Here is a 13,587-nt window from a genome sequence, read left to right on the forward strand (position 1 = left end):
GCGCAGATCTTTCGAAGTTCGACCGGCCTTCCCGCACGGCGGCGCGCCTTCCGGCGCGGACGGCAGCGCATGCCGCGAGGCAGGCCTCTTTCAAGGCGCACCAGATGGCCGCAACAGCCACCTTCGAACAGCGCCGGCGCGTCGTCGGCCTTCTCTTCGTCGTGCCCGCGCTTGTGGTGCTGGCGGCGATCCTCGGCTATCCCATCGTGGAATCGGTGCTGCTCGCCACCCAGAAGGTGCAGCTCAGCGCCGGCCAGATCAGCCGCAGCTTCATCGGCCTCGGCAATTTCGAGCGCCTTCTCGGCGACGAGGCCTTCCGCCGCGCGGTCGCCAACACGCTCTATTTCTCGCTGGCGGAGGTGGTGCTCGTCGTCGCCATAGGCCTCGGGATCGCCGTGCTCCTCAACCATCCGCTCGGCCGGTTCGGGGCGTTCCGCATCCTGCTTGTGGTGCCGTGGGCGATCGCGCCGGTCGCGAACGCGGTGCTGTGGAAGTGGATCCTCAACGCCAATTACGGCGTGCTGAACGGGCTTCTGAAGTCGCTCGGGCTGATCAGCTACAATCAGGTCTGGCTCGGCAGCCCGGCCTCGGCGCTCAATTTCCTGCTGCTGGTGGACGTCTGGAAGTCGGTGCCGTTCGTGGCGCTGCTGATGCTCGCCGGACTTCAGCGGGTGCCGTCGATCCTCTACCGCGCCGCCTACATGGACGGGGCGAACCGCTTCCAGGGCTTCGTCCACATCACCCTGCCCTCGATCCGCAGCGCCATCGCCATCGCCGTGGTGCTCCAGACCATCTGGTCGCTCAGGGTGTTCGACATCGTGTTCGTGCTGACCCGCGGCGGGCCGGCGGATGCCACCGTGCTGATGAATTTCCTCGCCTACCGCGTGACCTTCAATTTCCTCGATATCGGCTATGGCGCGGCCATCGCCAACATCGTGTTCATCCTCACGCTGCTGCTCGCCGCGCTCTATATCCGGCTGATGCGGCCGCGCCGTCCGGGAGCCGGCCGATGAGCTACGCGCGCTATCGCCGGGGCGGCCCGGCGTTCAGTCTTGCCGTTACCGCGGGCCTCGCGCTGTTCGTGGTGTGGTCGGCCGCGCCGGTCGTGTGGCTGGTGCTGTCGAGCGTGCTCGACCAGAGCGCGCTGATCGCGCAGCCGCCCGACATCTCGCTCGAGCATTTCACGCTGTCGAACTTCGTGACCGTGTTCGGCTCCGCCGCCGCCCTCGGTCACGGCATCCTCAACTCGCTGATCGTGTCGGTGTTCTCGACCGCGGTCTCGCTGGCGCTCGGCGCGCCGGCGGCCTATGCCCTCGCCCGGCTTTCGGTGCCCAGGGCGAACGCGCTGTCGTTCCTGATCCTCGCCACGCAGATGCTGCCCGGCATCGCCATCGCCATCCCGCTGTTCCTCGTCATCAGCCGCCTCGGCCTGATCGACAACGTGCTGGCGCTCGGCACCGTCTACCTGTCGTTCAACCTGCCGATCGTGATCTGGATCCTGCGCGGCTTCTTCCTCGGCATTCCGCCCGGCATCGAGCGGGCGGCGGCCATCGACGGCGCGGGCGTGTTCGCCACCTTCTGGCATGTGGTGCTGCCGATCTCGATCCCCCCGCTCGGCGCGGCGGCGGTGTTCGCCTTCGTCGAAGCCTGGAACGAGTTCTTCTTCGCGCTGATCCTGACGCGGCAGTCGGCCCAGACCGTGCCGCTCGTGATCTCGGCCTTCGCCGGCCAGTACCAGACCGTGTTCGGCCAGATGATGGCCGCGGCCGTGATCAGCGTCGCCCCCGTGATCCTGCTCGCCATCGTGTTCCGCGACCAGATCGTGCGCGGCTTCGCAGACGGCATGATGAAAGGATGAACCGCGTGTCGCAGAGTTCCACGCCGGCAATCGAGCTTCGCCGGGTCTCCAAGTCGTTCGGCGCCGTGCAGGTCTGCCACGACATCGAGCTTGCCGTCGAACAGGGCGAGTTCGTCACGCTGCTCGGCTCGTCGGGCTGCGGCAAGACGACGACGCTCAATATGGTGGCCGGGCTGGAGGACGCCTCGTCCGGCGAGATCCTGATGCACGGGCGCCGCGTCAACGACCTGTCGCCGGTCGACCGCGATGTCGCCATGGTGTTCCAGAACTACGCGCTCTATCCGCACATGACGGTGGCCGAGAACATTGGCTTCACCCTGAAGATGCGGAAGGTGCCGCGCGACGATATCCGCCGGCGGGTCGAGGCGGTCGCCGCCGCGCTCGAACTCGGCCATGTGATGGAGCGGCTGCCGGCGCAGCTTTCCGGCGGCCAGCAGCAGCGCGTCGCCATCGGCCGCGCGCTGGTGCGCGAGCCGAAGGTTTTCCTGTTCGACGAGCCGTTCTCCAATCTCGACGCCGCGCTGCGCGTGAAGATGCGCGCGGAGGTCAAGCAGCTTCACCAGCGCCTCGGCGTCACCTCGCTGTTCGTCACCCACGACCAGGAGGAGGCGATGTCGATCTCCGACCGCATCGCGGTGATGTATCGCGGCCGGGTGGAGCAGTTCGGCACGCCGGAAGAAATCTACGCCCGCCCGGCGACGCGCTATGTCGCGACCTTCATCGGCAGCCCGCAGATGGAACTCGCCGCCGCAACCGTGGAGGCGGTCGACGGAGAGCCCGCCGTGCGGCTCGGTGCCACGACGATCCCGCTTGCCGGCCGCACCGGGCTTCGGCCGGGTCAAGCGGTGGAGGTCGGCGTGCGGCCGGAGCATATCCGCCTCGCGGCCACTGACACGGCCGGCGGCGTGCCGGCAACCGTCACGCTGGTGCAGCCGGTCGGCCCCGCGACCCACGTCACGCTTGCCTGGGACGGCGGCGGGGCCGTGGCCTCCGTGCCGGGCTTCGTGCGGCGCGAGGTCGGCAGCGCCGTGCGTGCGGTGATCGATCCCGACCGTGTCCTCGTGTTCGACGGGGAAACCGGTCGCAGCCTTTGATCATCCTCGTCAGAGGCAATCGGCCCTGACGAGGCGACGAGACGACCCGAACCGCCCGCCCGATCCGGCATGCGGCCGGCGGCGGCTAGAGCGCTTTCCGATCTGACGGAATCGTCAGATCGACAAGAATTCGCTCCAGATTCAAAGGGTTGAGCATATCCTTGTCGTTCAGATCGGTTCGATCTGAACGGGATATGCTCTAACGACTGCACAAGAACACGCGACTGCACAAGAACAAGCCGAAAGGTGAAACCGATGACCAAGCCCGTTCTGTCGAATTCGATCGCGGCCCGCGACGTCGCCTTCCACATCCATTCCCAGACCAACCCGCAGCTGATCGAGCGCGACGGCCCGCTCGTGGTGGCGCGCGGCGAAGGCGTGCGCGTGTTCGACGCCGCCGGAAAGGGCTATCTCGACGCGATGGCGGGGCTGTGGTGCGCCTCGCTCGGCTTCACCAACGACCGGCTGGCGGCGGCGGCGGCGAAGCAATATGCCGAGCTCGGCTTCTATCACACCTTCTTCCAGCGCACCCAGGAAGGGGTGGCGACACTGGCGGAGAAGCTGGTGGAACTGACCGGGATGGAGGGCGGCAAGGCCTATTTCGCCACATCCGGCTCCGAGGCGAACGAGACCATGGTCAAGCTCGCCTGGGTCTATCACACCGTGCGCGGCAAGCCGACCAAGCGCAAGGTGATCGCCCGCGAGCGGGCGTTCCACGGCTCCACCATCGCGGCGGCCTCGATGTGCGGCCTCGAATTCATGCACCGGGAATTCGGCCTGCCGCTGCCGGGCTTCCTGCACACGCTCTGCCCCTCGCCCTATCGCGGCATGCTGGAAGGCGAGGACGAGGCCGCGTTCGTGGAGCGGCTGGCGGACGAACTCGAAAAGCTGATTCTGCGCGAGGGGCCGGATTCGATCGCCGCCTTCATCGCCGAGCCGATCAATGCCGGTGGCGGCATCATCGTGCCGCCGGCCCGCTACTTCGCCCGCATCGAGGCGGTGCTGAAGAAATACGACATCCTGTTCCTCGACGACGAGATCGTCTGCGGCTTCGGCCGCACCGGCAACTGGTTCGGCAAGGAGACCGTTGGGGCGAAGCCGCAGATGATGGCGCTCGCCAAGGGGTTGTCGTCGTCCTACTTCCCGATCTCGGCCGTGGTGGTGGCGCCGGAAATCTACGAGGCGCTGAAGGAGTTCAACAAGGCCGGCGGCAATTTCGGCCACGGCTTCACCAATTCGGGCCATCCGGTCGGTGTCGCCATCGCGCTGGAGGCGATCCGCATCTACGAGGAGATGAACGTCGTCGAGCATGTCCGCAAGCTGGGCGCGCGGCTGAAGGGCCACTTCGACGCGCTTGCGGCGGCATCCCCCATCATCGGCGAAGTGCGCGGGGCGGGCCTGATGCTCGGCATCGAGATCGTGGCCGACAAGGAAACCCGTGTCCCGTTCGATCCGCACCTTCAGGCCGGTATGCAGTTCGACCGCATCGCCTACGACAACGGCCTGATCGCGCGGTGCATGGGCGACGTGCTCGGCTTCTCGCCGCCGGTGATCGTCACCGAGGACGACGTGGACGAAATCGCCGACAAGGTGGCGCGCAGCCTCAAGTCGCTCGAGGCCTATCTCGGCCGTTGACCGCCGGCCGGACGCCGCCGCGCCCGGCAGGGCCGACGGCGCCGTGCCGCCCTGCTACCGTCCGCCGACCCAGCTGCTGCTGAAGGCGACGCCGAGGAGCAGCACGGAGAGCAGCAGGAACGCGGCGGGCAGGCTCGCCGCGTGGGCGACGAAGCCGATGGCCGCGGGGCCGGCGAGGATGCCGAGATAGCCGAGCGTGGAGATCGCCGGAACGGCGATGTGCTCCGGCATGGTCTTCTGCCGCCCGACCGCCGAATAGAGCACCGGCACGATGTTCGAGCAGCCGGCGCCGACCAGCGCGAAGCCGAGGAACCCGGCCAGCGGATGGGCGATCAGCGTTGCCACCGCGAAGCCGGCCGCCGCGAGGATGCCGCCGCCGAGCATGATGACGCGAGGCCCCAGCCGGCGAACGATGCGGTCGCCCGTCAGCCGACCGATGGTCATCGTCAAGGCGAACGCACTGTAACCGAACCCGGCATGGGCCGGATCGAGCCCGCGCTCCGCGCTGAGGAAGACCGAACTCCAGTCGAGCACCGATCCTTCGGCGAGGAACAGGATGAAGCAGAGGATGCCGATGAACAGCACGATGCCGCGCGGCACCGCGAAGGCCGGGCCGTCGCCCTCCCCGCCATAGGGCAGCAGTGCCGGCCCTGCCGCCATGATCGCGAGGACGATAAGGCCGGCCACCACGAGGGCGGCGGCGAGCGGCGAGGCACCCAGCATCAGGAGCAGGCTGACGCCGCCCGCCCCAAGGATGCCGCCGACGCTGAACAGGCCGTGGAATCCCGACATCATCGTGCGGCCGCTGGCGCGCTCGACGATGACCGCCTGGATGTTCATGACGCAGTCGACCGAGCCGACGCCGGCGCCGAACACGAACAGCATCGCGGCCAAAAGCACCGGCGAGGTCAGCACCGGAAGCAGCGGCAGCGACACGCAGATCACCGCGGAAGCGACGATGAGGGCCAGTCGGCAGCCGAACCGGGCTGCGATCGCACCCGACAGCGGCATGGTCACCAGCGAACCGGCGCCGAAGCACAAAAGCAGCAGGCCGAGCGCGCCTTCGTCGAGCCCGGTGTTCGCCTTGGCGAACGGCACCAGCGGCGCCCACGCCGCCATGCCGAAGCCGGCGATGAAGAACACGATGCGCGTGGCGCGCTGCTCGGCCCGGCCCGGCAGGGGCCGGCCGGTGCGGGCGGGAGTGCTGGCGGTGGCATCCATGGGAACGGCGGTCTCGAAAAGGAGGCTGAGGGCGCGGCCGTCGGCCCGAAGCCCCGGCATGTGATCCCGTTCTATCATAACGTGGGATGAACGGAAGCATCCCGGCTGCCGGCGTCGGCAATTGTACCGGTCCGCCGGACTTTGTTCCACCCAAGCACGTTTGCGCCGGCTTGGCACATCCGCGCGGACACACCGCCGTTCCGCGGCGGATGCGCGTCCGTCAGTTCACGATGGCGACGCTCGCGGTGCGGCCGGCGACGAGGTGGACGCCTTCGGGCACCGCGTCGAGCGCGATGCGGACGGGCACGCGCTGGGCGAGGCGAACCCAGGTGAAGGTGGGGTTGACGTTGGCGAGCAGGCTTGCGGAATCGGCGCGCTCGCGGTCGTCGATCCCGCCGGCGATGCCCTCGACGCGGCCCTTCAGCCTGACGTCGCTGCCCATCAGGCGCACGACGGCCGGCTCGCCGAGACGGATGCGGTCGATCTTGTTCTCTTCGAAATAGCCGGCGACGTAGAACGAATCCTCGTCGATCAGGGCCGTGACCGCATTGCCGGCGGAGACATAGTCGCCGGGCTGGAGCGAGAAGTTGGCCATGATGCCGTTGACCGGCGCCTTGATCTCGGAGCGGTCGAGATTGAGGCGCGCCACGTCGCGCTCGACGAGGGCCTGCCGCCACGCGGCGTCGGCCTGCTGCTCGGCGGTCTCGATCTGCTCCTGCTTCTGGCGGCTGACGGTGTCTTCGCTGAGCTTGCTGTAGCGGTCGAGATCTCGCCCCGCCATGTCGAGCGCGGCCTTGGCGTTGTCGACGCGGGTTTCGGCCTGCTGGAGCGCGAGGCGGTAACGCGCGGTGTCGATGCGGAACAGCACCTCGCCCTTCCGGACGTGGTCGTTATCGCCGACGAGAACCTCGCTGACGATGCCGGAGACGTCGGGCGCGATGCGGACCACGTCGGCGCGGACCTTGCCGTCCCGGGTCCAGGGTTCGTTCATGTAGTAGTCCCACAGGTGCCAGCCGAGTGCACCGGCAAGGCAGACCATGGCGATCGTCAGCAGAAAGCGACCGCCGTGAGCGAAAAGCGGTTTCATAGCGGAATCCGGTTCAGGATGAGGGCGGCAGCGCCCAGGAGGCAGAAATAGAGCGCGGCGTCGAACAGCGGCCGATGCCACACCAGCCGGTAGAAGCCGGCCATGGCGAGCAGCCGCCGGGCCAGTGCGCTGGCGAAGAAGCAGGCGAGCGCGAGGACGCCGATGGTCGGCACATAGATGCCGTAGATATCGAGTTCTGGTGTCATGTCGGACCTCATGCCGCTTTCAGGAGCGGCACCGGCTCGGGCCCCTGAAAGGGCGGAGCCGCTGGAAACAGGGTGCAGCGGAGAGAAACAAGCGCGAGTCTGGCCCGCGCGGCGGCCGTGGAGCCGCTGGCGGCAAGCACGGCTTCGAGGGCCGCGTCCAGCGCCGTGAGCAGAAAGACGGCGTTTTCGCCGGACCCGACGCCGGCCTCTCGCCCGCCGAGTGTGCCGTAATAGGTGCCGGCAGCGGCCAGCGCCGCCTCGACGGCATCACCGGCCTCGCGGGGGAGCGCGTCGCGGTGCGCCCGCAGATCGATGATGTTGAGACCGTTGCGCAGGTCGCGCACGAGATCCGTCCCGGCGACGTCGGAACCGGCCGGGATGGCGGCAAGCCGGGGCGCCAGCAGGCCGAAGCGGTCGAGCATTCGGTAGAGCAGGGCATCGAACGCGGCGGCGCGGTTTGCGGAGCGGGCGCCCTCGGCGGCGGCGACGATGTCGGACCAGCCGGCCCGCACGAGCCGTCTCGCGCTCCATTCCGCCCCGACGGAGCGCACCAGCGAGGTGACGCAGGCGGCGGCGGCGATTCCAACCACCGTGGCGAGGTTGGAATTGAGGAACGTGCCGAGGTCGTGGGTCGCGCGCGACTGGAGCATGAGCATGTAGGGAAGATTGACGCAGAGCACCATGCCGACGAGGAAGCGAGAGGGGATCGCGAGCAGGATGCCGGCGGGCACAAGGAACAGACCGAGGATGAGGGCGAGCGGCAGGAAGCCGTCGACCAGAGGCATCACCGCAAACTCGAACACGAATGCCGCGCCGGTCACGGGCAGCAGCAGCCAGCAGAATTTTTTCATCACCGGAACGGGGTCGTCCATGGTGGCGAACAGGCAGCAGAAGATGCCGGCCATCATCACCGCGCCGCCGCCGTGCGGCCAGCCGGTGGCGATCCAGAGCGCCGTCGTCAGGCAGGTGGCGAGCACGACCGAGAACCCGGACATGAGCGCCATGCCCCAGTCGCGGTGCATCGGGCGGTTCTCGACCTTCGCATCGTAGCGCTGCCACCGCAGCTGGCGGCGGGCGCCCGAGGCGATCTCGCCGCGCAGGTCGATGCAGTCGCTCCAGACCTGGACGAGATCGCAGATGCGCGCGGCAAAGTTGAGCGCCAGCAGGCTGTCCCACTGCACCGTCTCACGCGCGCCCTCTTCCACGGCCGCAAGGCGGGCGAGCAGCACGGCGCGGCGATCCTCGGTGAGTTCGCCGCCGCTTTCGAGCCAGATGCAGGTTTCGTCGACGAGCGCCTGCACCGCGGCCGGCCAGCGACCGCGGGCCTCGCAACCGTCGTCCATCCGCGCCCTGGCGGCGATCAGATCCGTGATGCCGGAGACGACCGGGAGCAGCGCCACCATCCTGCGCTGGAGGACGCGCAGCGGCGGCACGATATCGCGCAAGGCGGACGTGTCGTAGGCGATGTGGGTGGTGAAGGCATTGAGATCGACCGCGTCGGCGGCAAGGCGACGGCGATCCGCGAGCGCGGCCGGCGTCCCTCCGTCGCCGCGCAGGCTTTCCAGGGCAAGCCGCGAACCGTCCTTCAGCCAGGCATCGATGCGCGCCGCCAGCACCGGGCCGGCGTGGCGCGGAAACACCAGCCGGCTGACGAGCGCCGCGCAGACGATGCCGATCGCGATCTCCTCCACCCGTCCGACCGCGTAGTCGAAGGCGGTCTGCGGCGCGGAGACGATCGCGAAGCTCGTCAGCGCGGCGGTATAGCCCGCCAGCATGAAGGCATAGCTGCGCGGGCTGCGGTCGAGCAGGCTGACGACGAGGCACCCGCCCATCCACAGTGCGAGGGCAAGCGTCAGAAGTTCCGGCGCATCGATCAGGTTCGGCACCATGACGACGCACGCGATGCCGCCGACAACCGTGCCGATCAGACGGTAGACCGCCTTGGAGGTGGTGGCGCCGGAGAGCGGATGGGCGACGATATAGACCGCGCCCACCGCCCAATAGGGATTGGGCAGGTCGAACGTCAGCGCGATCCACAGCGCGAGCATCGCTGCGGCGAATGTCTTCAGGGAAAAGACGACGTCCCAGAACCCGGGAGCGGCGGCGACTGTCTTGGTCATGGCTGCATGCGATCTGGCGGGACGGTCGTCAATCCCGCGGAAGTTTCTCCAGAATCCCGTCGAGCACACCGAGCGCGATGTCGACATGCTCCGGCGGCAGGTCGCCGAGGAGCCGCGCGCGCAACGCGCTCGCGGCCGTCTCTGCCTCCGCGGCGACGGCCCGGCCGGCATCCGTCAGGCGGATCAGCTTGACGCGCCTGTCAGCGGCATCCGCATCCCGCCGGATGAGGCCTTCCTGCTCCAGCCCGTCGACGACGCGCACGATGGTCGGCCCCTCGACCCCGACGAGGTCGGCGAGATCCTTCTGCGGGATGCCGTCGCCATAGCGGGCGAGCATCATCAAGGGCAGCGCGGTGGCATTGGACAGGCCATGGGCGGCCATCGCGGCGTCATAGGCCCGCCGCCAGCCGCGCGAGGCCGCGCTGAGACGGGGCGCGAAGTCCCGCCAGGACGGCTTTAGCGCCGGATGGGAGGGCGGTGGCTGGTGCGAGGAGTCCATGGCCTGCATTTCACAATTTAGATTTCATGCTATTAGATAGCATCATATCTATATGGCCGCAAGGTCGCCCGGCCGCGAGCGCGTCGCGGGCGGGTTTCTCGCCGGACGTGGCGATGGCTTCAGCGTCCCGTGGCGCGGGACGCGCCGTGATTCAGGGCAGGCGCGACAGCCGCTCCAGCATCAGGTCGTAGAAGGCCGGGTTATCGAGATCCCGCAGCACGAGGCAGTTGGCGGGCTTCTTCGTCACGCCCCACCAGTCCACCACCGTCATGCCGGTCGTCACCGGAGAGACGATCTCGATGTCGACATGGCAGTCGCGGCCTTGGAACAGATCGGGGCGGAGCAGGAAGCCCATGACGCAGGGATCGTGCAGCGGATAGCTGTCCGTGCCGAACTTCTGGTTGCCGTAGCGCTGGTAGAACTCGGCCATGCCCGCCGCCTGGACGGCCGTTTCGGTGCCGACGGCGCGAAGGCGGCGCAGCCAGTCCGGCGTCATCACCGCCTTGTAGGTGCAGTCGATCGGCACCATCGTCAGCGGCACGCCGGACGAGAACACGACGTGGGCCGCGTGGGGGTCGACGAAGATGTTGAACTCCGCCGCCGGTGTGGTGTTGCCGCCCTCGAAGAAGCCGCCGCCCATCAGCACGACCTCGCGGATGCGCGCCACGATGGCGGGCTCCTTGACGATGGCCATGGCGAGGTTCGTCATCGGCCCGAGCGTGCAGACGGTGATCGTGCCGGGATCCGCCGCCATCACGGTGTCGATGATGAAGTCCACGCCGTGCTTCGCACCGAGCGGGGCCGACGGCGGTGGCAGGTCGCAGCCGTCGAGCCCGGAATCGCCGTGGACATATTCGGCCGTGAACAGCGGGCGCACCATCGGCCGCCGGCAGCCCGGATAGACCGGAATGTCGGCCCGGCCGGCAAGCTCCAGCACCATCTGGGCGTTGAGCGTGGTGCGTTCCAGCGGCACGTTGCCGGCCACCGTGCTGACGCCGACGACCTCGAGTTCCTCAGGCGAGCCCAGCGCCAGAAGGATCGCGAAGGCATCGTCCTGCCCCGGATCGGTGTCGATGATGATCCTGCGCGGCGCCATGCCGTCTCTCCGTGTCATGCCGTTGGTCTGGCGCCCGGGCGATGCCGGGCGCGGACGTCCCGCCCGCACCAAGGCGGGCGATCAGGGTTCGGTCCCGCCGTTCAGCCGGTGGCGGCGTGGCGGTACTGGTAGTTCTTGTTGAGCCGCTCCATCACGTAGTCGCCGTAGAGCACCGGCTCGAACCGCGGGCTTTCGCCCGGCTCGATGCAGGTCGGCAGGCAAGCGATGGTGTTCGACATGGCCGGGTCGAAGAAGAACGGCACCGAATAGCGGTCGACGGACGAGACGTTCTTGACCCGGTGCGGCGTCGACTGCCAGCGCCCGTTGGTCCAGCGCGAAAGCATGTCGCCGACATTGACGACGAAGGTGCCCGGCACCGGCGTCGCCCGGAGCCAGTTGCCGTCCTTGCGCCGGACCTCCAGCCCGCCGACGCCGTCCTGCAGCAGCACGGTGATGTAGCCGTAATCGGTGTGCGGCGCGGAGCCGAACTCGTCCGGGGCGGCGTCCGGCTGGGAGGGGTAGTGCAGCATGCGCAGATAGGTGGTCGGCTTCTCGAAATAGGAATCGAGGCCGGCCGGATCGAGGCCGAGCGCGCGGGCGATGAGGTGGGTGAAGCGGCGCGACATCGTCTCCAGCGCGCCGTTATAGGCGGTCACCGCCTCGCGGAATCCCGGCAGATCCGCCGGCCACTGGTTCGGCCCCTGCAGCGGCTTGCCCCATTCCGGATCGTCCGGCGCGACCTCGTGCATCAGCATGAAGGATTCGCTGTTGTTCGGCTTCGTCACCTTCGCGACCGAGGAGGTGACGATGACCGAGGTCTTCGGCGCCATGTAGCCGCGATGGAACTCGTTGATGGCGATGGCATTCTTGGCCTCCGCCGGCATCGCGTGAAACCGCCGCGAAGCCTCGAAGATGCCGTCGACCAGTTCCGGCGCCACGCCGGTGTTGGCGATGTAGCAGAAGCCGATGGTGCGGAAGATCTCGTCGAGTTCCGCGGCGATGCGATCCGCGCCCGCCTCGTCGAACGCGAAATTCTGGAGATCGACGATCGGCAGCCGATCGGGGTTCTCTGCAGCGGCATCGTTCATGGAAGGTCGTCCTGATCTGCTGGCGAAGGGAAGCGCGGCCTCAAGGCCATGCGACGAAGAGGGGAGAGGTCGGCCGGTCTCGCTCCGCCGCCGGGAGACCCGTCGCGGCACAAGCGGGACAGACGGTTCGCGGCTGCCGGAAGCCTCCCGGCAGCCTTGCTTGAAGCGGCCATCGGCAACGGCCGCCGGACATCCTGGGCGATCGGCGTGCCGATCCGCCTTGGGAATGCGGACCGCAGCCCAGCGGACGGCATCCCCTTAGCCCCGAGGGCGGTATCCCTTGGGAAACACCGGTGAATTTGTCTGCGAGCCTCGTCGCCGGACCGGCAATGCCGGCTTGACACCGCCGCTGTTTCCGTCGACTGTATACTGAATTAAATCGACGGAATGACGATCTGTCCAGAGGCGATGCATTCTTTCCGCTCGAAATGACGGTTCGCCTCCTCCCAGGCGAGCGGTTGGTTCGGGCAGGCGCGGCGAGTGTCGGGCCGAGGCGGGAGTTCATCGGCAGGAAGGCCATGCAGGCGCCGTGATCTCGCGGCGGCGGCCTTTTTGCCCTGCCTGCGCTGCGGTGGCGCCCTTGTGTCCCCGCCGTCGCATGCGCCGGTCCCTCGCGGGCGGATTTTCGGCCCTTCGTTCCTCTCCCGGTCCGCCACGATGCGCCCCGGGGCCTCAAGACTGCCTGTTCCGCCATCCAGCCCGGAGGTCCGATGGAACTCGATGCCCCGACCGTGATCCGGATGCCGGACATCCTCGGACGCGAGCTCGTGCATCCGCTGGAGCGCGAGATTATCCGGATGCGCTTTCCGCCCGGCATGCGGCTGGTCGAGGAGGAGATTTGCCGCCGGTTCGGCGTCAGCCGCTCGCCGGTGCGCGAGGCGCTGCAGGTGCTCGCCTCCCGCGGTCTCGTCGAGCGGCGGCCGCGGCGCGGCATGTTCGTGATGGAAATGACCGTCGAGCGCCTCGACGAGATCTACGCCTGCCGGGGACCGCTCGAGGGGCTGGCCTCGGAAGGCGTGGCGCGGAGGGCGACGCCCGAGCTTGCGGCTTCCCTGCAGGGGCTGGTGGACGAGATGGCCGGCGCCGGGCGCGACGGCCGCAAGGAAGCGGCCTTCGACGCCAACGTGGCGCTGACGGACCTGCTGCACGCCCACTGCGGAAACGCGACCCTGCAGACGATCCTCAAGGACCTCGACACCCAGGCATTGCGCTACCGGTATTATTGCTACCGAGAGAACGACGACATCATCGACATCGGCATCGAGGCGAACCGCCGGCTGGTCGCCGCCATCGCGGCGGGCGACGGCGCGCGCGCGCGGACCGTCACCGAGGGACTGATCGCACGGAGCTGGGCGCTGATCCGCGACGTGCTGGTCGCTCGCACCGCGGCGGATGCGACGGGCGCAACGGGGAGCGGTGCGGCGGGAGGCGGTGCGGCCTGACAAGGAAGGCGCGGGGCGCGCCGGGGTGGCGCCTTGCGGATATCGCCGGCAGGCGCGCGGCAGTCCGCTTCGGCGGGCTTCGTGCGTCCGGATCGGTTTCGAGAACGATTTCAATTCCAAGGAACGCTTCCGGCTTCGGCCGCAAGCCTCTGCGGCATCCGTTTCGGTTCCTCCGGCATCAGGCGGGGCGGCTCGGCCCCGCGCCGGTTCCGCAGCGGGTGCGGCAGCACGTCGAAGACGA

General features: G+C 68.4%; 12 protein-coding genes. 5 read left to right on the forward strand and 7 right to left on the reverse strand.

Annotation, left to right across the window (positions count from 1 at the left end):
* The first annotated feature begins 104 nt into the window (after positions 1–104).
* The 4 genes from BUF17_RS16615 (at position 105) to BUF17_RS16630 (ending at position 4,587) form a co-directional block, all read left to right on the forward strand.
* Complete coding sequence (locus BUF17_RS16615) at positions 105–1,013, forward strand: carbohydrate ABC transporter permease (RefSeq protein ID WP_073630772.1); 909 nt, start codon at positions 105–107, stop codon at positions 1,011–1,013.
* A complete protein-coding gene (locus tag BUF17_RS16620; protein ID WP_073630774.1) occupies positions 1,010–1,858 on the forward strand; it encodes a carbohydrate ABC transporter permease in 849 nt (282 codons plus the stop codon). The genes BUF17_RS16615 and BUF17_RS16620 overlap by 4 nt, the downstream gene beginning before the upstream one ends.
* A 5-nt stretch (positions 1,859–1,863) precedes the next feature.
* Positions 1,864–2,952 (forward strand): ABC transporter ATP-binding protein, encoded by a 1,089-nt coding sequence (locus BUF17_RS16625; protein WP_244530925.1) that lies wholly within the window; start codon positions 1,864–1,866, stop codon positions 2,950–2,952.
* Between the two features lie 255 nt (positions 2,953–3,207).
* Positions 3,208–4,587: an aminotransferase gene (locus tag BUF17_RS16630; protein ID WP_073630778.1), complete on the forward strand. Its 1,380-nt coding sequence runs from the start codon at positions 3,208–3,210 to the stop codon at positions 4,585–4,587.
* Positions 4,588–4,641: 54 nt separating this feature from the next.
* On the opposite strand, the gene BUF17_RS16635 is transcribed toward BUF17_RS16630, so the two are convergent.
* The 7 genes from BUF17_RS16635 to BUF17_RS16665 all read right to left on the reverse strand — a co-directional run bounded on the left by BUF17_RS16635 (position 4,642) and on the right by BUF17_RS16665 (position 11,904).
* Complete coding sequence (locus tag BUF17_RS16635; RefSeq protein ID WP_073630957.1) at positions 4,642–5,808, reverse strand: MFS transporter; 1,167 nt, start codon at positions 5,806–5,808, stop codon at positions 4,642–4,644.
* Positions 5,809–6,028: 220 nt separating this feature from the next.
* Positions 6,029–6,895: an efflux RND transporter periplasmic adaptor subunit gene (locus BUF17_RS16640; RefSeq protein WP_073630780.1), complete on the reverse strand. Its 867-nt coding sequence runs from the start codon at positions 6,893–6,895 to the stop codon at positions 6,029–6,031.
* Positions 6,892–7,101 carry a DUF1656 domain-containing protein gene (locus tag BUF17_RS16645; protein ID WP_073630959.1) on the reverse strand — a complete coding sequence of 70 codons (210 nt, stop codon included), beginning with the start codon at positions 7,099–7,101 and terminating at the stop codon, positions 6,892–6,894. The genes BUF17_RS16640 and BUF17_RS16645 overlap by 4 nt, the downstream gene beginning before the upstream one ends.
* An 8-nt stretch (positions 7,102–7,109) precedes the next feature.
* Positions 7,110–9,221: an FUSC family protein gene (locus BUF17_RS16650; RefSeq protein WP_073630782.1), complete on the reverse strand. Its 2,112-nt coding sequence runs from the start codon at positions 9,219–9,221 to the stop codon at positions 7,110–7,112.
* Between the two features lie 28 nt (positions 9,222–9,249).
* Complete coding sequence (locus tag BUF17_RS16655; RefSeq protein WP_073630962.1) at positions 9,250–9,720, reverse strand: MarR family winged helix-turn-helix transcriptional regulator; 471 nt, start codon at positions 9,718–9,720, stop codon at positions 9,250–9,252.
* 151 nt (positions 9,721–9,871) lie between these two features.
* Entirely contained in the window at positions 9,872–10,816 is a 945-nt protein-coding gene (locus tag BUF17_RS16660; RefSeq protein ID WP_073630784.1) for a nucleoside hydrolase, read from the reverse strand.
* 101 nt (positions 10,817–10,917) lie between these two features.
* Positions 10,918–11,904 (reverse strand): isopenicillin N synthase family dioxygenase, encoded by a 987-nt coding sequence (locus BUF17_RS16665; protein WP_073630786.1) that lies wholly within the window; start codon positions 11,902–11,904, stop codon positions 10,918–10,920.
* 710 nt (positions 11,905–12,614) lie between these two features.
* On the opposite strand from BUF17_RS16665, the gene BUF17_RS16670 reads away from it, so the two are divergent.
* Positions 12,615–13,346, forward strand: coding sequence for a GntR family transcriptional regulator (locus BUF17_RS16670; RefSeq protein ID WP_073630788.1), 732 nt, complete (start codon positions 12,615–12,617; stop codon positions 13,344–13,346).
* Positions 13,347–13,587: the final 241 nt, after the last annotated feature.

The sequence above is a fragment of the Pseudoxanthobacter soli DSM 19599 genome (genome assembly GCF_900148505.1).
Taxonomy (GTDB): domain Bacteria; phylum Pseudomonadota; class Alphaproteobacteria; order Rhizobiales; family Segnochrobactraceae; genus Pseudoxanthobacter; species Pseudoxanthobacter soli.